The organism is uncultured Erythrobacter sp. (assembly GCF_947492365.1).
Classification (GTDB): Bacteria; Pseudomonadota; Alphaproteobacteria; order Sphingomonadales; family Sphingomonadaceae; genus Erythrobacter.
This window is the reverse complement of sequence record NZ_CANLMB010000002.1, coordinates 93,712-112,435: the sequence shown is the minus strand read 5'-3', so window position 1 is coordinate 112,435 and position 18,724 is coordinate 93,712. Positions and strand designations below refer to the sequence as shown.

Annotated in this window: 15 protein-coding genes; 6 read left to right on the top strand and 9 right to left on the bottom strand. The window is 60.2% G+C overall.

The genetic code is table 11. The features are described 5' to 3' along the window. Nucleotides 1-79 precede the first annotated feature (79 nt). The 3 genes from Q0887_RS11790 to Q0887_RS11780 all read left to right on the top strand — a co-directional run bounded on the left by Q0887_RS11790 (nt 80) and on the right by Q0887_RS11780 (nt 5,564). Entirely contained in the window at nt 80-3,622 is a 3,543-nt protein-coding gene (locus Q0887_RS11790) for an efflux RND transporter permease subunit (protein ID WP_299195620.1), read from the top strand. 160 nt (nt 3,623-3,782) lie between these two features. Further along, nucleotides 3,783-5,003 (top strand): DUF445 domain-containing protein, encoded by a 1,221-nt coding sequence (locus tag Q0887_RS11785; RefSeq protein ID WP_299196739.1) that lies wholly within the window; start codon nt 3,783-3,785, stop codon nt 5,001-5,003. Nucleotides 5,004-5,078: 75 nt separating this feature from the next. Beyond that, nucleotides 5,079-5,564 (top strand): flagellar biosynthesis repressor FlbT, encoded by a 486-nt coding sequence (locus Q0887_RS11780; RefSeq protein ID WP_299195617.1) that lies wholly within the window; start codon nt 5,079-5,081, stop codon nt 5,562-5,564. 5 nt (nt 5,565-5,569) lie between these two features. Here the strand turns inward: Q0887_RS11780 and Q0887_RS11775 are convergent, their stop codons facing one another. The 4 genes from Q0887_RS11775 to Q0887_RS11760 form a co-directional block, all read right to left on the bottom strand. After that, nucleotides 5,570-6,454: a TonB family protein gene (locus tag Q0887_RS11775; RefSeq protein ID WP_299195615.1), complete on the bottom strand. Its 885-nt coding sequence runs from the start codon at nt 6,452-6,454 to the stop codon at nt 5,570-5,572. A gap of 34 nt (nt 6,455-6,488) precedes the next feature. Continuing rightward, on the bottom strand, nt 6,489-7,397 hold the full coding sequence (locus Q0887_RS11770; RefSeq protein ID WP_299195613.1) for an energy transducer TonB: 909 nt from the start codon (nt 7,395-7,397) through the stop codon (nt 6,489-6,491). Between the two features lie 69 nt (nt 7,398-7,466). Next, on the bottom strand, nt 7,467-8,399 hold the full coding sequence (locus tag Q0887_RS11765) for an electron transfer flavoprotein subunit alpha/FixB family protein (RefSeq protein WP_299195611.1): 933 nt from the start codon (nt 8,397-8,399) through the stop codon (nt 7,467-7,469). Between the two features lie 29 nt (nt 8,400-8,428). Continuing rightward, on the bottom strand, nt 8,429-9,175 hold the full coding sequence (locus Q0887_RS11760; RefSeq protein WP_299195609.1) for an electron transfer flavoprotein subunit beta/FixA family protein: 747 nt from the start codon (nt 9,173-9,175) through the stop codon (nt 8,429-8,431). 152 nt (nt 9,176-9,327) lie between these two features. Here Q0887_RS11760 and Q0887_RS11755 point away from each other — a divergent pair, with 152 nt between their 5' ends. After that, entirely contained in the window at nt 9,328-10,227 is a 900-nt protein-coding gene (locus Q0887_RS11755) for a DUF6265 family protein (protein ID WP_299195606.1), read from the top strand. Here the strand turns inward: Q0887_RS11755 and sucC are convergent. Then, entirely contained in the window at nt 10,224-11,438 is a 1,215-nt protein-coding gene (gene sucC, locus Q0887_RS11750; RefSeq protein ID WP_299195603.1) for an ADP-forming succinate--CoA ligase subunit beta, read from the bottom strand. The genes Q0887_RS11755 and sucC overlap by 4 nt on opposite strands. A gap of 127 nt (nt 11,439-11,565) precedes the next feature. On the opposite strand from sucC, the gene Q0887_RS11745 reads away from it, so the two are divergent. After that, complete coding sequence (locus Q0887_RS11745; RefSeq protein ID WP_299195600.1) at nt 11,566-12,351, top strand: 3'(2'),5'-bisphosphate nucleotidase CysQ; 786 nt, start codon at nt 11,566-11,568, stop codon at nt 12,349-12,351. Between the two features lie 52 nt (nt 12,352-12,403). On the opposite strand, the gene Q0887_RS11740 is transcribed toward Q0887_RS11745, so the two are convergent. Further along, the gene (locus Q0887_RS11740) at nt 12,404-13,099 is read right to left on the bottom strand and encodes an OmpA family protein (RefSeq protein ID WP_299195597.1); all 696 of its coding nucleotides are present in this window, start codon (nt 13,097-13,099) and stop codon (nt 12,404-12,406) included. Between the two features lie 195 nt (nt 13,100-13,294). Here Q0887_RS11740 and Q0887_RS11735 point away from each other — a divergent pair, with 195 nt between their 5' ends. Continuing rightward, entirely contained in the window at nt 13,295-14,608 is a 1,314-nt protein-coding gene (locus Q0887_RS11735) for a hemolysin family protein (RefSeq protein ID WP_299195594.1), read from the top strand. Nucleotides 14,609-14,728: 120 nt separating this feature from the next. Here the strand turns inward: Q0887_RS11735 and Q0887_RS11730 are convergent, their stop codons facing one another. The 3 genes from Q0887_RS11730 to Q0887_RS11720 are packed head-to-tail and all read right to left on the bottom strand — an operon-like array spanning nt 14,729 to nt 18,704. Then, entirely contained in the window at nt 14,729-15,139 is a 411-nt protein-coding gene (locus tag Q0887_RS11730) for a DUF3035 domain-containing protein (RefSeq protein WP_299195590.1), read from the bottom strand. A 2-nt stretch (nt 15,140-15,141) separates the two neighbouring features. Continuing rightward, the gene (gene lspA / locus Q0887_RS11725; protein WP_299195588.1) at nt 15,142-15,687 is read right to left on the bottom strand and encodes a signal peptidase II; all 546 of its coding nucleotides are present in this window, start codon (nt 15,685-15,687) and stop codon (nt 15,142-15,144) included. Continuing rightward, the gene (locus tag Q0887_RS11720) at nt 15,684-18,704 is read right to left on the bottom strand and encodes an isoleucine--tRNA ligase (protein ID WP_299195585.1); all 3,021 of its coding nucleotides are present in this window, start codon (nt 18,702-18,704) and stop codon (nt 15,684-15,686) included. Before Q0887_RS11720 ends, lspA begins: the two co-directional genes overlap by 4 nt. Nucleotides 18,705-18,724: the final 20 nt, after the last annotated feature.

Below are 18,724 nucleotides of genomic sequence, written 5' to 3'. Positions count from 1 at the left end.
GCGCATCCGGCGCGCGTAACTGAAAGACTACGGGTCGCGCATTGGCGCGGCGCATTGAAGCAAAACAGGCAGTAGGCACATGAACTTTCGCAACATCTCCGCCTGGTCGATCCGCAATCCGGTGATTCCGCTGGTGCTGTTCACCGCGCTTCTGATCGCTGGTCTTGTCAGCTTCCGTTTCATGGACATCACGAACAATCCAGATGTCGAATTTCCCGGCGTCCAGGTTCGGATCTCGCAGCCGGGCGCGGCGCCGACCGAAATCGAGAACCAGATCACGCAGGTTGTCGAGAGTTCGCTTGCCTCGATCAACGGGGTGAAGTCGGTCAATTCGACCGCGAGCGAGGGGTCTTCGAACACCTTCGTTGAATTCGAGATCGGCACCGATCCTGATGATGCGGTGATCGAGGTCAAGAACGCGCTTGATTCGGTCCGCGGCAATCTGCCTGACGGTATTCTGGAACCGCGCATCTCCAAGGCCGAGATCGCAGGCGGTTTCCTCGGTATCTACGCGGTTCAGGCCGATGACATGACCATCGAGCAATTGAGCTGGTTTATCGACGATGTCGTGGCCAAGCGGCTCAACAACATTTCAGGCATGGCTGAAGTGGGCCGCTGGGGCGGGGTGAGCCGCGAGATCGAGGTCATTCTCGACCCAGCCAAGATGCAGTCAATGGGTGTCACCGCCTCGCAGATCAACAGCGTGCTGCGCCAGTCGAATATCGACGCGGCAGGCGGTCTCGCCGAAGTGGGCGGGACGCGGCAATCGCTGCGTGTGCTGGGCAATAACGAGACCGCTTACGACCTTTCGCAGCGCCAGATCCAGCTGGGCGGCGGGCGGACCATCCGCCTTGCCGACATCGCAACCGTGCGCGACGGTTTTTCCGAGCGCACCTCGATCAGTGAGGTTGGCGACCGGGAGGTTGTGAACTTCTATATGAGCCGCGCGCGCGGAGCGTCTGACGTCACCGTATTCGATCAGGCCAAGGAAGAGATCACTCGGATCGAAGCCGAGAATGAAGGGGTGCGCTTCATCCCATTGTTCAACACCGTGGTCTATACCGAAAGCCAGTACACAAGCTCGATGGCGGCGCTGATCGAAGGCGCATTGCTGGCTGTGGTCGTGGTGTTCCTGTTCCTGCGCGATTGGCGCGCGACTTTTATATCCTCGGTCGCAATCCCCCTTTCCGCGATCCCGACCTTTTTCTTCATGGATCTGATGGGGTTCAATCTGAACTTCCTTTCGCTGCTCGCGCTCGCGCTGGTGGCGGGCGTGCTGGTCGATGACGCGATCGTGGAGATCGAGAATATCGTGCGGCATATGCGGATGGGCAAAACCGCCTATCAGGCTTCAATCGACGCGGCGGACGAGATCGGCCTGCCGGTGGTCGCCACCAGTTTCTGCATCGTCGCGGTGTTCCTGCCAGTCGGCCTGATGCCGGGCATTTCGGGGCAGTTCTTCCAGAACTTCGGCCTCACGGTGGTGGTCGCGGTGCTGATGTCTCTAGCCGTCGCGCGAATGATCACGCCGCTGATGGCGGCCTATTTCCTGAAAGCGGACGGCCACGCCAAGCACGGCGAAGGCCCGTGGATGGACCGCTATATGAAGGTGCTTGCCTGGACGCTGGATCGCGGCGGCATGTATTCGAAGCGCGAAGGCCTGACGAGCCCGCGTTCGCGGGTCTTGTATTCCTTTGGCCTGCTGCTGGTTGTACTGTTGCTGCTTGCCGCGACAGCCATGGGAATGTTCGGAACCTTCGGACTGATCGGTGGGTTTGATGTCACCAAGCAGATCGCAGCAGCGGCGTCGGAAGACATCAACACTTGGACTTATTTCCTTGTTTCGAAGCTGTTCGAGATTGTGATGGTCGTGCTGGTGTCAATCGCCGCTTTTGTAGCTGGCTGGCTGCTGTTCAAGATCATCGAACTGACTGCAAGCGGTGCAAACAGCTTCTCGCAAGGGATGAAGTACCTGACCGCGCGCTTTTACGATCATCGCATCTGGATGCTCGGCGTTGGCTGGTTCTCGTTCTTGGTGACGATCCTGCTTTTCGCTCAGATTCCGGGCCAGTTCCAGCCTTCTATCGACGATGCCAACTCCACGGTTGATATCGAGATGGTCCCCGGCACGACGCTCGCCTCAACCGAACGTGTGACCGAGCAAGTGGTGGATATTCTCGAGCAGCAGCCCGAAGTCGAGCTGATGCTCGAGCGGGTGCGGATCGGCAATGCAAATATCTACATTACGCTCAAAGAGGATCGCGAGCGCACTTCGATCGAATTCGAACGCGAAGTCGCCCCGCTGCTTCAGGACATTCCTGATGCGCGTGTCCGGTTTGAATCGCAGAGCGGCGGCTTTGGCTCTGGCCGCGATCTGACGGTGATGCTGGCGGGGTCGGATCCGGCGGTGCTAGAACAGACCGCCGCAACGCTTGTCGAGCAAATGCGCACGATTGATACGCTGGTCGCTCCGCGTGTTAGCGCTGACCTCAATCGGCCCGAAATCATCATCACCCCGCGTGAAGAGATCGCGGCCGAACTGGGTGTGAGCACAATTGCGCTATCGCAAACGATACGCATCGCGACCCTTGGCGAGATCGAGCAGAATGCTGCGAAATTCTCGCTCTCCGACCGCCAAATCCCGATCCGCGTGAAGCTGTCAGAGGATGCGCGTTCGCAATTGACCACGATTGAGAACCTGCCGGTTCAAACGCTCAATGGCGGGACGGTGCCGCTGGGCCGCGTGGCTGACATCACGTTCGGTTCAGGCCCCACCGCGATCCAGCGCTACAACCAGAACCGCCGCGTTCTGGTCGGCGCGGACCTTGCCAATGGCGTGGTCAAGGGCGAAGCGCAGGCTGCGGTCGATCAGCTCCCGATCCTGCAAGACCTGCCGACCGGCGTCATCCGCGATGTCGTGGGTGAAGACGAATGGCAGCAGGAGATGATGCAGAACCTGATGATCGCGATCATTGCCGGCTTCTTCCTCGTCTTCGCCGTGCTGGTGCTGCTCTACAAGCGCCTGATGAGCCCACTGGTCAACATGACCTCGCTGCTGCTGGCGCCGCTTGGCGGCATTCTGCTGCTGTGGCTGGTCGGCATGCCGCAGACCATGCCGGTCTATATCGGTATCCTGCTGCTGCTGGGCATTGTCTCGAAGAACTCGATCCTTCTCATCGACTTCGCGATCGAGGAAATGGCCAAGGGCACACGCAAGCTCCATGCGATTATGGAAGCCGGGCACAAACGTGCTCAGCCGATTGTGATGACCACTGTGGCGATGACGGCAGGCATGATCCCGACGTCTATCTCGCTCTCGGGCGATGGCGCCTGGCGTCAGCCGATGGGCATCGTGGTGATTGGAGGGCTGATCATGTCGACCCTGCTCACGCTGATCATCGTTCCGGCAGGCTTCAGCCTCGCCGACGGGTTCGAACGCCGCGTCGGTCCCTGGCTGCGCAGCAAGCTGCTGACCTACAAGCCGGGTGACGACGGCAATCCCGTGCCGCCTGCGCCCGAATCCGGCCCCGATACGCCCTATCCGGGGCATGGCGGCACAGGAATTGCAGGTCCTGCTATTCCCGCAACCCGTCTGCCTCCGGGGGCTGAGCCTGCAGAATAAGATCTCTGCAATGCCGATTGGCACCGCGCCTTCCGATAGTGACGGCGCGGGCCGATTGCGGCAGATAGACGCTGTGACTGACAAATCTCCAAACCCGCCAGCGGCAACGGTTCCGCTTAGGTTCGGCGGCGAGCCGCTGAGCCCGGACCGTGCACGCAGAATGCGCTGGACCGCGACCGGTCTGCTGGCGGCGATGGCGGTGTTGTTCTTCACCACACATGGCCTGCTCGGTGATCACCCTGCCTGGGGTTACGTCAATGCCTTTGCCGAAGCGGCGATGGTCGGGGGACTGGCCGATTGGTTCGCGGTGACCGCCCTGTTCCGGCATCCGCTGGGCATTCCGATCCCGCACACCGCCATCATCCCGATGAACAAGGACCGGATCGCGGATACGATGGCGCAATTCCTGCGCGAGAACTTCCTCACTCCCGCTGTCGTCGCACGGCGGATGTCGGGCATGAATGTGGCAAAGGCTGTGGGCGACTTTCTGGCCGCTAGTCCGCAACAATCGGCCTCTGACACGCGTTCGCGTCTCACCGGGGGCGCGGCAGAGCTGCTCGCCGAAGTGCTCGAATCGCTCGATCCTGACCGGCTAGGCAACCAGATGCGCGCGGGGCTTGGTTCGCAATTGGCTAAGATCGACGTATCTCCGCTCGCCGGAAGAATGCTCGAAAGCACGATGGCCGATCAACGCCATACGCCTTTGATCGACGGGTTTATCCGCTGGGCCGGTCTGACGCTTGAGGACAATGAGGAAACCGTCCGCGACATCATCCATACACGTGTTGCGGGCGTGCTGCGCTGGGCTGGGCTCGACAAGACGATCTCGGGCAATGTGCTCGACGGTCTCTACAAATTGCTGGCCGAAGTGCTGATTGATCCCGAACATCCGCTGCGCGGCAAGGTCGAAGAAGGGCTGCGCAAGCTTGCGACTGACCTCCAGACCGATCCCGCAACCCGCGAACGGGTGGAAGAAATGAAGCGCGATCTGATGGAGAACCCGGCAGTCAGCGAGTGGTGGATGGGCGTGTGGGAACGCATTCGCCAATCTCTCATCCGCAGAGCGCGCGATGCAGAAAGCGGGCTGGGCGAAGAGATGCGCAGCTTGCTTGCCGATCTGGGTGAGGCGCTCAAGAAAGACGAGCGTTTGCAGCTGCAGATCAACCGTTTTGCCCGCCGCACCGCTGTCGGCGTGGCGAGCCGTTATGGCTCCGAAATTGTGACGCTGGTTTCAGAAACGGTGAAGCGCTGGGATGCGACCACTGTCACAGGCCGGATCGAGAGCGCCGTTGGCCGCGATCTGCAATTCATCCGGATCAACGGCACACTGGTAGGCGGGTTGGTCGGAATGACGCTCCATTTCATTACCAGTTTCCTATAGCGCGACGCCGTAAGGTTACGGGTCCGTAGTGAACCAAGGGGCTTTCTGGGTGCATCATGCGCTATACCCATTGCCATGAAAGCGCGCGATCATGCCCCTGAACCACAGAGGATCAACCTGTCCCAAGGCGGGCAGGCGGTCATCAACGGTGCACTGGTAACCGCGACGACCGCCTGCACATTGGAGATCGGTTCAGGCGGGAACGTCCTCACCGGCCGCTCGCTTTGGCGCCAAAGCGGTTCGGAGAGGGCCCCGCGCGATGAACTCTATTACTCGATGCTTGAGGCCAGCATGAGCAAGGCACGCTTCGAGGAGGAGCGGTTCCGGCTGTTTCGACTGTTGTCGCAAGTGGTGGCGCAGGACCGGTCACACACCGCGCAAAAGGAATGTTCGCTCTGCGCATCGGCGCTAATTTCTGGGAGGATCGAGGAGGCCACACAAAGTGCAGCGCGGCTAGCCTCGACACGCTCCGGCATGCGCGCGAAAATTCCGGGCAAGCGAGGCGGAGCGCATGCGTTGCGCCAGGAGATCGCGCAACTCCCCGCGCACCCCGACGGCTAAGCGGATCAGCGCATCCTGAAGGTCACATTGGTGAAGTAGTAGGACGCCACCGGCTCGCCCGCCGCATTGCGTGCCGGTTCGAACTCGGCTCGCTTCATCAGATTGAGGCAGACGGCGTCGTCGAACAATTGCGGCTTATTTGATTGCGTTACAAAGCACGAGCTGGGCCGACCCGCGGCGTTAACGGTCAGGCGGACGGTAAGCCTCCCCTGCATCTGCGCGGCGATAAGATAGTTCGGGTAGTCGCCATCCCTAATCCAGTCCCGCGCAGATTCAATTGGGATCGGCGGGGTTGCCTCACCCGTCAAGGCGCGGCCTGCCTCGGACAAAAGCGCCGAAATCTTCAAGCCGCATTGATTGAGGAAAGCCAACGGCTCGCCCATTGGCCCCAATTCCAGCCTTAATGGTTCAACGATCGACGTGCGCATGCGGAGCGTTTCGATCGATTCGGCCAGCTCATGGTCAAATGCGAGATCGGTCGGTGCGATATCTTCGCCACGCTCCAGTTCAGGGTCTAACGGCGCGAGCATTACGCCGTACATCATCAGAACCGGTCTACCTCTGCTCGATTCAGCCGAGATATAGCTGCGAATAGCCTCTGGCTGCTCGCCGAACTGAATGTGGACGCCCCCACCATAAGGGTGGCGCAGAGGTCTGCCGATCAGAGTGACATTGTAGTTCGGCTCCTGCCCGCCCTGCTCGATCCAGAGCGTCGTGCGATCCTCGCCCTCGCCAAAGCTGCGGCTGACGCGGCAACGGTCTTCATATTCGCGCAAGCGCCAGTCGGAGGAGGGTTCGAGGGTCAGACCGTCTTCGGCGTGGGCAGGCGCAGGCGAGCTCGCAGCCAATCCAGCGATGCCAAGAATAGCTAGGATTGAAATTCGGTTCATAAGATTTTTGCTTCTGAAATACACAGTCAGTTCTCTAACCGCCTAGCGAATAGCTGATGGTGGTGGCGTAGAATGACCGCATTGGATTGCCCTCGACATCTCTCGCTGGTTCGAAGCGTGCGCGGCGCATTTCACGGCAGGCTGGCGATTCAAGCCGGTCCATCTCGGTCGACTCCTCCAAATGGCAGTCGGACACTGTGCCGTCGGCTTCCACGATGACCCTTAGGCGGAAGATCCCTTGCTCTCCTGCGCGTAGAGCATCGCTTGGATATTGCTGCTGCAATCGCCGAGCGAGCGTGCGCTGATTGCTCCAACGAGGAGGATAATAGGCGGCGTGTTGCTCCGGATCGAGGCCCCAATCGCGGAGCAAATCCTTGGTGCATGTGTTAAGCGCCTGGAACGGTGGCATCATATTGCCGGTTTCGAACGACAGCACTCTGCCTGACCGTTGGAGCACAATTCGGTCGGCAGTTTCCGCTTCGGCAAGATCGATTCCGGCAGATCGGAGTGCGTCTTGTGGTGTATCTTCTGGCCCCCCGCTGCTGATTCCAATGCTGGTCAGGATCACGGCAGGGCCAACCCCGGCGACGTCGCCGCGCGCGAACCGTTCACGCAGCCGCATCGTTTCATCGCGCTCCATTCCGATGTAGAGGCGCCGGGCATTGGTGAACGGCCGGACTTGCGAACCGGCAAGGGTCATGCCGAAGTTGCTACCCGGCGCGGCTTGCTCAAAATAGAGCAGATGCTGGTCCTCAGCCGAGCCAAAGACCCGTGTGAGCCTGCAGCGATTTTCCCCAAAATCAATGTTCCACGGCGAGATTGGCTGAAGCACGATTGCATCATCGTTTGCCGCAAGGTCGTTGGGGTAATCGCCTTCATCTGCTGCTGCCGGAGCTGCGACTAAAGCAGCGGCGAGCAAGGCGGGGTAAATTGTTCTGCGCATCAAAAAACCTCCGCTGCGCAGGTTAGCGCGGCGGAGGTCTTTGACAAGCTTGAGTTTTTCGAAAGGGTGCTACAGCGCCCCGGTCAGTTCCGGAACGGCGTTGAAGAGGTCCGCGACTAGGCCGATATCGGCGACCTGGAAGATCGGCGCATCCTCGTCCTTGTTGATCGCGATGATGACTTTGGAGTCTTTCATGCCCGCAAGGTGCTGGATCGCGCCGGAGATGCCGATTGCGATATAGACTTCCGGTGCAACAATCTTGCCGGTCTGACCGACCTGATAGTCGTTCGGCACATAGCCTGCATCAACCGCAGCGCGCGATGCGCCGATTGCTGCGCCGAGCTTGTCAGCGAGCGGGTTGATATATTGCTCGAATGTCTCTGCGTCTTTCAGCGCGCGGCCACCCGAAACGATGATCTTTGCAGCGGTCAGTTCGGGGCGGTCGCCGCCATCGGCGACTTCGCGGCTGACGAAGCTGGAGAGGCCCGCATCGCCCGGACCGCTTGCGTCTTCGATTGCTGCCGAGCCGCCTTCAGTCGCCGCCTTTTCAAATGCGGTGCCGCGTACGGTGATTACGAGCTTGGGATCGGAAGATTCGACCGTCGCAATGGCATTGCCGGCATAGATCGGACGGGTGAAGGTCTTGGGACCCTCTACCGAGAGAATGTCGGAAATCTGCATTACGTCGAGCAGCGCAGCAACGCGCGGCGCGATGTTCTTGCCCGAAGTGGTCGCCGGTGCGAGCAGCGCATCGTGGCTGTCCATCAGGCCAGCAACCAGCGGTGCGACGTTTTCAGCGAGACCTTCGGCATAAGCGGCATCGTCCGCTTTCAGCACTTTGGAGACGCCTGCGATCTTGGCGGCGGCGTCCGCAACCGCGCCGCAATTGTGACCCACGACCAGCGCCGTGACGTCACCCAGCTTGCCCGCAGCAGTGACCACCGCAAGAGTTGCATCGCCGAGTGTGTTGTTGTCGTGTTCGACCAGAACCAGAGTGTTCATGTGAGTTGTTCCTTATCCTGCCGGGCCGCTTACGCGATCCCCAGATCCTTGATCTTGGCGACGAGCGCGGCGACATCCTCGACCTTTTCACCGGCCTGACGAACCGGCGGCTCGCTAACATTGGTGGTGGTGAGGCGCGGGGCGATATCGACACCGAAATCCGCAGGCGTCTTTGTGTCGAGCGGCTTCTTCTTCGCCTTCATGATGTTGGGCAGCGAAGCGTAGCGCGGCTCGTTAAGGCGCAGGTCAGTGGTGACGATGGCCGGTATGGTAAGCTTGACCGTTTCAAGACCGCCATCAATCTCGCGCTTGACGATGATCGCATCGCCATCAACTTCGACCGTATTGGCAAAGGTGCCTTGCGGACGGCCCATCAGAGCAGCGAGCATCTGGCCGGTCTGGTTGCTATCGTCGCTGATCGACTGCTTGCCGAGCAGGACGAGACCGGGCTGTTCCTCATCGGCAATCGCCTTGAGGATCTTGGCTACGGCCAGCGGCTCGACCTCTTCGTCACTTTCGACAAGGATCGCGCGGTCGGCGCCCATGGCGAGTGCGGTGCGCAGGGTTTCCTGCGCCTTTGCCGGGCCGACCGAGACGGCGATGATCTCTTCGGCTTTGCCCGCTTCCTTGATACGGATCGCTTCTTCGACCGCAATCTCGTCAAACGGGTTCATGCTCATTTTGACATTGGCAAGATCGACGCCGGTGCCGTCGGCTTTGACGCGCGGCTTGACGTTGTAGTCGATCACCCGCTTGACGGGGACGAGGATTTTCATGCGGCTTCCTTCCTGTCGTAACTCATGGCGGCCCACCTAACTAGCGTTTACGTAAACGTCAAGTTCGGCCGACCGCTTCCTATCCATATTCCAAGCGTTGCCTTGCCAAGATCGGGCGGTCTCGTCCATCATCTTTAGTACAAGGGAGAGTGATGATGCAGCGATCCGCTTTGTATGCAGTTCTGGTGATGAGCGTTTACGGGCTTTGTGCACCGGCAATGGCGCTGGAAGAGCGGTCCGAGACTGTGCTTGGCGCGGAAGGATTCGAATCGCCCCCGGCGACGCTCGAACAGATGGACTGGTTGGTCGGCCAGTGGTCAGGCGAGGGAATTGGCGGCGCTCCCGCGATGGAAAGCTGGCTTCCGCCAACCGGGCCGACAATGGTTGGCACGTTCGTTCAGCAAACCGCTGAAGGCGAAATCCAGTTCACCGAGCACCTCTATCTGATGGAAGAGGACGGCACGCTCGTCCTGCGGCTCAAGCACTTCAACGCTGACCTTACGGGCTGGGAAGAAAAGGACGGCATGCTCACCTTCCGCCTGGTCGCGATTGAACAGTGCGCCGCGTATTTCCACGCGCTGACACTGCGCTGCGCTGACCCCGAAGCTCCGGGCAAAGGGCTGGTCGCAGCCGTAAGGATGAGCTCGGGAAGTGAGCTGCTTTTTGAGTTCGCCAAGATGCAGTCGCACTACCCGAGCACGAGCATTTGCACAGACGATCAAACTGTCAATGAATGCGCAGAAGAGCGATTCGAGCAATCAGCGGCACGGAGAGCTGACTACTTGGCAGCGGCGCTGGAACGCTATTCAGAATATCCTGCAATTACCTCAGCCATCAGGCAAAGCGAGATCGACTTTGAAGCCTATGCATCAAGCGAATGCGCTGCCGTTTTGGAGAACTGGTCAGACGGAGGGACTGCAGGAACTGCCCACGTGGTGGGCTGCCAGATTGCACTAAACGACCAGCGATCACATGTGATCTGGGGCAACTGGCTGACATTCATGAATGAGAACGACCAGCCGTTGCGTCCAGAACCACTTCCGACGCGCTAAGCGGCCTTCTTCACCTCGGCGACGATCTTCTTCGCAGCGTCGCCCAAGTCATCGGCAGGAACAATCGCGAGGCCGGAATTGGCAAGGATTTCCTTGCCCGCCTCGACGTTGGTTCCTTCGAGGCGCACGACCAGCGGAACCTGAAGGTTCACGTCCTTCGCTGCCTGCACCACGCCGTTCGCGATGATGTCGCACTTCATGATGCCGCCGAAGATGTTGACCAAGATGCCTTCGACCGCAGGATCCTTGAGGATGATCTTGAACGCTGCGGTCACCTTTTCAGTGGTCGCGCCGCCGCCTACGTCGAGGAAGTTGGCCGGGAACGCACCGTTCAGCTTGATGATGTCCATCGTCGCCATGGCAAGGCCCGCGCCATTGACCATGCAGCCAATATTGCCGTCGAGCTTGATGTAAGCGAGGTCGTATTCGGATGCTTCGACTTCCGCCGGGTCTTCCTCGGTCTCGTCGCGCATGGCTTCAATCGCGGGGTGGCGATAGAGCGCGTTGGAATCAAAGCTCATCTTGGTGTCGAGCACCAGCAGGTCGGCATTTCCGTCTGCATCAGGCTTGGTTTCGACCAGCGGATTGATTTCGAGCATGTCGCAATCGCTTGCGGTAAAGGCGCCATAAAGCTGCTTGGCGAGTTTCTGGCACTTCTTGTTGAGGTCACCCGACAGGCCCAGCGCGAAAGCAACCGCGCGGCCGTGATGCGGCATGAAGCCCTGCGCGGGATCAATCGTGATCGTGGTGATCTTTTCGGGCGTCTCATGCGCTACGTCCTCGATATCCATCCCGCCTTCGGTCGATGCGACCATGGCGACGCGTCCCGTTGCGCGGTCAACCAGCATGGCGAGGTAATACTCGCTCTCGATATCGACGCCGTCCGTGACATAGAGGCGATTGACCTGCTTGCCTTCCGCGCCGGTCTGGATCGTCACCAGCGTGTTGCCGAGCATATCCTTGGCGTGGCTTTCCACTTCGTCGAGCGAGAATGCGAGGCGAACACCGCCTTTGGCGTCCTCGGGCAGTTCCTTGAACTTGCCCTTACCGCGACCGCCTGCATGGATCTGCGCTTTCACAACATAGAGCGGCCCGGGAAGCTTCTTTGCTCCGGCAACCGCTTCCTCAACGGTCAGCGCGGCGTGACCGGCGGGGATAGCGATCCCGTGTTCTTTGAGCAGTTCCTTGGCCTGATATTCGTGGACGTTCATGTCAGCGTGATCCCTTGTGCGTGCAATCTAGGGGGAGAAGTGTTCGCAGCGGGCCTAAGCACGGATCGGCGCACTTGAAAAGTGTCGAAACTCGCTACAGGGGGATGCATCGCAGGATTGCACAAAAATGATAGATCAGGACCGCTTTCAAGAGATCGTTCGCGAAGCCGGACGAATTGCCCATGCGCGTTGGCCGGGTGATGGCCACGCGCTGGAAAGCTGGGACAAGACGCCCGGCAACCCCGTTAGCGAGGCTGATCTTGCTGTCGACGTGTTCTTGAAGCGCGAGCTGGGCCGCTTGCTGCCCGCCGCCGCATGGCTTTCCGAAGAAACCGCCGATGACAAGGAGCGCACCAAGAGCGACCTGATCTGGCTGGTCGACCCTATCGACGGAACGCGCGACTTTGTGCGCGGGCGCAAAGGCTGGGCGGTTTCGGTCGCACTCATCAGCGGCGGGCGACCCTTGATCGGCATGCTTTCAGCGCCAGCGCGCGACGAAGAGTGGTTCTCGGTTGCGGGAAAAGGCTCGACGCTCAATGACCGCAAGCTGGCCGCCAGTTCGCGCCAAGAATTTTCAGGAGCGAGGGTGCCGGTTGACCAGCTGCCCGACGCTGATTCGGACCTCGTCGTGGTAGAAAAACCCAACTCGATCGCGCTGCGAATCGCGATGGTGGCCGATAATCGAGCAGACCTTGTTGCGACTCTGCGTTGGGGCTTTGAATGGGATATCGCCGCCGCCACGCTGATAGCGCGCGAGGCTGGCGCAGAAGTCTCCGACGCCTTCGGCAATCCGCTCGCTTACAACAAGCACGATCCGCGCGATTTCGGCGTGCTGGTGACCTCTCCGCAAATTCACGGCGCCGCGGTGGCCCGGCTGGCAGAGCGGGCGGAGCGGCTCAAGCTCAACAAATGAAAAGGGCGGCCCGCAAGGGACCGCCCTCTCCATTTCAGGTCTCAAATTCCCGTTATTGAGCGCGCGCAGCGTTTACGTCGTCCTGACTGATCGGAATAATCTTGATTTCGACCCGGCGGTTCAGCGGCTCGTCCACACCGTCGGCGGTCTTGACCCGCAGGTAGTCATAGCTTTCGCCATAGCCACGCGTTTCGAGACGCGCCCGCGCTACACCGCGCGCCGCGAGATAGTCAGCAACGGACCGCGCCCGCTGCTCTGACAGACGCTGATTGAGAGCGTCCGAGCCGGTTGTATCGGTAAAGCCGTAGACGTCGATCAGGCTGTTGGGATAGCGGATCAGGCTGTCGGCAACAGAATTGAGCGATTCGTAGAAGCCGGGATTGATGTCGGCTGATCCGCGCGCAAATGTCACTCCGTCAGGCAGGCGCACAAGGATCGCGTCCTGATCGCCCACTTCCTCGACATCAACGCCAGTTCCCTCGAGCTCTTCGTCAAGCTCGCGGATCTGGTCATCAAATTGCTTGCCGACGACTGCGCCAGCTGAACCGCCGATCCCTGCGCCGATAATGCGTGCGGTGTTACCGCCGATCGCGCCGCCGAGCAGATAGCCAAGCGTACCGCCAAGTCCCGCACCGATTGCCGTGCGCGATACCTTGCGTTCGCCGGTATTGGGGTCGGTGACGCAGGCGCTGGTGCCAAGCATGGCGAGAGCAGCGGTACCCGAGAGAAGAATGCGTGATGTTTTCATTATTGTTTCCTCCGATTGGAATTTTTTCACATCTTACCAAGCGACAAAATCGGCTTGGGTTCCGAACCCCCCTGAACCATGGCCATTTGCGGCGCGATGAATGATCGGTAACTTTGTGTAACGTAGCAGAGCCGCGTAGCAAAACCCAAAGCACGATAGCTGGCAAGCGGCGCCAATTGTGCTAGCGCGTTGGGCGTGACACCTTTTCCCTGGCCCGACCTTTTTATCATAGCCTGCCTGATCGTGCTCAATGGCGTCTTCGCCATGTCCGAGCTTGCGATTGTTTCGGCCAAGACCAGTTCGCTCAAGGCGCACCGCGAAAGCGGTTCCAAGGCAGCGAAGATCGCACTGCGGCTTGCGGCGGAGCCCGGCAAATTTCTCTCTACGGTCCAGATCGGGATCACTCTGATCGGCATCATTGCCGGCGCCTATTCGGGAGCTAGCCTTGGTGGGCCGGTTGGTGAACGTTTGGTCTTGTTGGGAGTGCCAATCGAGGTTGCAGATGAGGCGGGTTTTGCCGTGGTTATCGCGCTCACCACGTATTTCAGCCTGGTTATTGGCGAACTTGTGCCCAAGCAGCTTGCTTTGCGAACAGCGGTGCCGATCTCGCTGGTGATGGCTCGTCCGATGGACGTGCTGGCGCGCGTTGCTGCGCCGCTCGTCTGGGTACTCGACAAATCTTCCGCACTTATCATTGCACTGTTCGGCATCCGTCAGAAGGGTCAGGCCTCGCTTACCGCGCAGGAATTACAGATGATCTTCGCCGATGCGACCCGGTCGGGTGTGATCGAGCATGACCAGCATCAGATCCTGACCGGCGTTGTCCGTCTGGCAGAGCGGCCGGTGCGCGAGATGATGACCCCGCGCACCGAACTCGATTGGATCGACGCCGATGCAGACGAGGCGCAGATCAAAGCCGCGATCGAGGGCAGTCCCCACTCGCTTTTGCCGGTGGCCGAAGGTTCTCCCGATGCAATTCTCGGCATCGTCAAAGTGCGCGAAGTGCTTGCTGCATTGGTCGCGGGCGAGGCGGTTTCGATCCGCGCGATGATGCGCAAGGCCGAGGTCGTACCAGACCAGCTTGACGCAATGGACGCTCTGCGCGTGCTGCAATCGGCCGATATCGCGATGGCGGTGGTGCATGACGAATATGGCCACTTCGAAGGGGTCGTCACTCCGGTCGACTTGCTCACGGCCATCGCGGGCAATTTCGCCAGCGATCAGGATCAGGGCGATTCGCCTCAGATTATCGATTGCAGCGACGGAAGCCTGCTGGTGTCAGGCGCGCTCTCGGCAGACGGTCTCGCGGACAGGCTGGGCCTCGAATATGGCGAGGACCGCGAATTCGGCACAGCGGCGGGTTATGCGCTGTCAGTCATGAAAAAGCTCCCGCTCGAAGGCGAGAGCTTCACCGATCAAGGCTGGGAATTCATGATCGCGGACATGGACAATCGCCGGATCGACAAGATTCTCGTCCGAAAGCTCGAAGAAGAGCCAGCCGAAGACTAGCCCCCGTCTGGCGTTGCATACGGTCGCGTAGCGACCACAAGCGCGACTGCGCGTCCGCAGGTGCCCGTAGCGCAGCGGAGGAACAGCGCCGAGGAGTGCGCCCGGAGGGGCGCACACAAATCAAGAAGGAATCAACGTCTGCGCGTTTGGTCCGTCACCCTCAGGCGCGGCGATGATGTCGCGCGTTACGCGACCCTTGGCGACAGTGTTGGTGCCCGGATCGCCGATTTGCGAGCGAATGCCCGGAGCCGCGCTGCCTGCACGATCAAGCGCGCTGGTTTCAATCTCGCTGCGCGGGGCCGGACCGCCAAACAGAGCTTCCAGCGCCTGCTCAGACGCGGTGCCTTCTGCCGGACGCGGCGCACCTGGTGCGGGCGGGGTCAGCGTGAAGTCGGGCGGAACCACCAGCGGAGCCTGACGTTGCACCGCAAACTCATCCGGACGGTCGCGGTTGAAGATACCGCTACCACCGCAAGCGGCTAGCATGGCACAGCCGGAGGCGAGCAGGATGACGGATTTGAGGTTACGCATATTCAATTCTCCGCAGGGACGGCGCTATCGTCATTCTGGCCATCCGTGTCTGTGTCATCGCCCTTGTCGCGCACGAAGAAGCTACGCGCAAGGATGATGACGACACCGATGGTGATAGCAGCATCGGCAATGTTGAAAACGAGGAAGGGACGGAAAGTCCCGATATGGAAATCGGCATAGTCGATGACGTAGCCAAATGAGTAGCGGTCGACGATATTGCCAAGCGCGCCGCCGAGTATCATCGATAGGCCGAGGATATCTCCCAGCAACTTCTCACGCATCATCCAGATCAGGACGACAAGAGCAATCAACGCAGTGAGGCCCACCAGCAGCCAGCGCATCTCCATATTGGTCGCTTGCAGCATGCCGAGTGATATGCCGCGATTCTCGACATAGGAGAGGTCGAAGAAGGGTAGCAGTTCGATATTGCGCACAGCTCGCAAATTGAGCGGGCCGACAATATAGGACTTCACCCACTGATCGATGGCGAACAGAAAAGCGGCAAAGCCAAGTCCGATCAGGCGGTTACGGGTGAAAAGATCGCTCATGCTGCATCTATCTCGCTGACAACGCTGTCGCAGCGCCCGCACAGTTCGCCGTCTTCGGCCACGTCGGGAAGCAGGCGCCAGCAGCGGCCGCATTTGGCATCGGAGGACTTGGTGACGGTCACCTCGTCGCCTTGCCCACGCGTCACTGTCCCGGTGATGAACAATTCGGCGAGTTGTTCGTCGGTTACGCCCTCAGGCACTGCGCTTGCAGGCACGGTAACAACCGCTTCGTTGCTGGAGCGGATCACCTTGTCGCGGCGCAGCGGCTCGATCGCTTCGGTGACGCGCTCACGCAGCGCGCGCAAAGCTTCCCACTTGGTGCGGTCGGCAGGCACAGCGGGCACGCTCGGCCATTCGAGCAAGTGGACGCTGCCGACATCTCCGTTTTCGTCAGGCTCATCGTCTTCGGGATAGCGGGTCTTCCACACTTCTTCGGCGGTAAAGACCAGCACCGGCGCGGCGTAGCGGACCAGCGCGTGGAACAGCAGGTCGAGCACGGTGCGATAGGCGTTGCGGGCGGTGCTATCCGCCCCGTCGCAATAGAGCACGTCCTTGCGGATATCGAAGAAGAACGCAGAGAGATCCTCGTTGCAGAAATCGACCAGCAGGCGCGTGTAGGTGTTGAAGTCGTAATCGTTCACCGCCTGCCGCAGCTTGCCATCCAGCTCGCTCAGCAGTGAGAGGACATAGAGTTCAAGCTCAGGAATCTTACCGCCATCGCTCATATCGCCGATAAACCCGTCGAGCGCGCCGAGCAGATAGCGGAACGTGTTGCGCAGGCGGCGATACTGGTCGCCCACACCCTTGATGATTTCATCGCCGATCCGGTGGTCTTCGGTGAAGTCCACGCTAAGCGCCCACAGGCGGATGATATCCGCGCCGGTCTGCTCCATCATCTTGACCGGATCGGTGGTGTTGCCGAGCGATTTGGACTGTTTGCGCCCCTTGGCATCCATGGTGAAGCCGTGGGTCAGCACTTCGTCATAGGGCGCGCGCCCGCGCGTGGCGGAGCTTTGCAGCAGCGAGGACTGGAACCAGCCGCGATGCTGGTCGCTGCCTTCGAGATAGAGGTTGGCGGGCCATTGCAGGTCCGGCCAGCGTCCGCTTTCAAGGACGAAGGAGTGGGTGCAGCCGCTATCGAACCAGACGTCGAGAATGTCGGTGACCATCTCGTAGTCGTCGGGGTTGTGATCGGGGCCGAGGAATTCCGCTTTGCGCGCCTCTTCCCATGCATCGACGCCTTCGGCCATGACTGCCTCGACGATGCGGGCGTTTACGGCGGCGTCTTGGAGATAGGTGCCGTCGGGGCGGACGAAGAGCGTGATCGGCACACCCCATGCCCGCTGGCGGCTGAGCACCCAGTCGGGGCGCCCTTCGACCATTGATCCGATGCGGTTGCGGCCCTTCTCTGGGACAAAGCGCACGCGCTCGATCTCGGACATGGCGCGGCTGCGGAGTGATCCGCCACCGTCTAGCTCGGTGTCCATCGGTACGAACCATTGCGGAGTGCAGCGATAGATGACCTTGGCTTTGGAGCGCCATGAGTGCGGGTAGGAATGCTCGTAATCGGCGGAGGCCGAGAGCAAAGCGCCCGCTTTGCGCAGGTCTGAACAGATCGGCCCGTCGGGCGCGTTGAAGGGCTTGTTGATGACCGAGCGACGGCGTTGTTTGCCGTCTTCACCCATGTCGTCGGCACCGAGCCACAGCCAGTCATCGCGGTAACGCCCGTCATCCATCACCGCGAAGACGGGATTGATACCTGCCGATTTGCACAGGTCGAAATCGTCCTCGCCATGATCGGGCGACATATGGACGAGGCCGGTGCCGCTCTCGGTGGTGACGAAATCACCTTCGAGGAAGGGGCGCGGAGTCGCGTAGAATCCGCCGAGATGGTGCATCGGGTGGCGGGCTTTGGTGCCGGCTAGGTCGGAGCCTTTGACTGTCTCGACAATGCGTTCGAATGGAGCTGAGCGACCTTGGCCCATTTGCTCACCAGTGATTCGAAACTCAGCCTTGTCAGCGCCGAGGTCACTTACGTCGACTCTAGCAGCCAGTGCATTCAGGCGCGTCAGGAACGCTGACACAAGGTCTTTGGCGATCACGACCCGTTTGCAGTCGAACGGAAGCTCGGCGTCGTGCAGGCGGTTCGAAGCTTCTTTCACCATTCCGGCGATCTCGCCGCCATTCTTGCCTTCTTGCCCGCCGCAAATGTCAGCGATCAAAGTGAAGTGCGCATATTCAACATCCGCCCCATAGGCCAAAGCCTGATTGACCGGGATCGTCCAAGGGGTCGTCGTCCAGATCACCGCATGCGCGCCGACCAATTCAGGAACCGCGCTCTCGGTGATCTCAAACGCCACGTCGATCTGCGGCGAGTCCGTCAGGTCTTCATATTCAACCTCGGCCTCGGCCAAAGCGGTTTCCTCGACCGGCGACCACATGATCGGCTTCGATCCGCGATAGAGATTGCCCGCTTCCACGAACTTCATCAGTTCCGCGACAATCGTGCCCTCGGCCTGAAAATCCATCGTGAGATAGGGATTGTCCCAGTCGCCCAAAATGCCCAGCCGCTTGAGCTGCTCGCGCTGGGTGTCGACCCAGTGCTGCGCATAGGCGCGGCATTCGGCGCGGAATTCCTTGGCCGGAACCTCGTTCTTGTCGAGCTTCTTCTTGCGGTATTTCTCCTCGACCTTCCATTCGATCGGAAGGCCGTGGCAGTCCCAGCCGGGCACATAAGGCGCGTCTTTGCCGAGCAGGTTTTGGGTGCGGCACACCATGTCTTTCAAGATATGGTTGAGCGCATGGCCGATATGCATGTCGCCATTGGCGTAGGGCGGGCCATCGTGGAGGATGAACTTCTCACGCCCGGCGCGCGCCTCGCGCAATTTGCGATACAGATCAATCTCGCGCCAGCGCGCCTCAATGCCCGGTTCCTTCGCGGGAAGGCCGGCTTTCATGGGAAAATCGGTCTTGGGCAGGAAGACCGTGTCTCTGTAGTCGCGCTTTTCGTCAGACATAAGGCGTGCCCGTTAGGACA

Coding starts and splice junctions, on each gene's coding strand:
- Q0887_RS11790 (WP_299195620.1), top strand. CDS start 80: ATGAACTTTCGCAACATCTCCGCCTGGTCGATCCGCAATCCGGTGATT.
- Q0887_RS11785 (WP_299196739.1), top strand. CDS start 3,783: ATGCGCTGGACCGCGACCGGTCTGCTGGCGGCGATGGCGGTGTTGTTC.
- Q0887_RS11780 (WP_299195617.1), top strand. CDS start 5,079: ATGAAAGCGCGCGATCATGCCCCTGAACCACAGAGGATCAACCTGTCC.
- Q0887_RS11775 (WP_299195615.1), bottom strand. CDS start 6,454: ATGAACCGAATTTCAATCCTAGCTATTCTTGGCATCGCTGGATTGGCT.
- Q0887_RS11770 (WP_299195613.1), bottom strand. CDS start 7,397: ATGCGCAGAACAATTTACCCCGCCTTGCTCGCCGCTGCTTTAGTCGCA.
- Q0887_RS11765 (WP_299195611.1), bottom strand. CDS start 8,399: ATGAACACTCTGGTTCTGGTCGAACACGACAACAACACACTCGGCGAT.
- Q0887_RS11760 (WP_299195609.1), bottom strand. CDS start 9,175: ATGAAAATCCTCGTCCCCGTCAAGCGGGTGATCGACTACAACGTCAAG.
- Q0887_RS11755 (WP_299195606.1), top strand. CDS start 9,328: ATGATGCAGCGATCCGCTTTGTATGCAGTTCTGGTGATGAGCGTTTAC.
- sucC (WP_299195603.1), bottom strand. CDS start 11,438: ATGAACGTCCACGAATATCAGGCCAAGGAACTGCTCAAAGAACACGGG.
- Q0887_RS11745 (WP_299195600.1), top strand. CDS start 11,566: ATGATAGATCAGGACCGCTTTCAAGAGATCGTTCGCGAAGCCGGACGA.
- Q0887_RS11740 (WP_299195597.1), bottom strand. CDS start 13,099: ATGAAAACATCACGCATTCTTCTCTCGGGTACCGCTGCTCTCGCCATG.
- Q0887_RS11730 (WP_299195590.1), bottom strand. CDS start 15,139: ATGCGTAACCTCAAATCCGTCATCCTGCTCGCCTCCGGCTGTGCCATG.
- lspA (WP_299195588.1), bottom strand. CDS start 15,687: ATGAGCGATCTTTTCACCCGTAACCGCCTGATCGGACTTGGCTTTGCC.
- Q0887_RS11720 (WP_299195585.1), bottom strand. CDS start 18,704: ATGTCTGACGAAAAGCGCGACTACAGAGACACGGTCTTCCTGCCCAAG.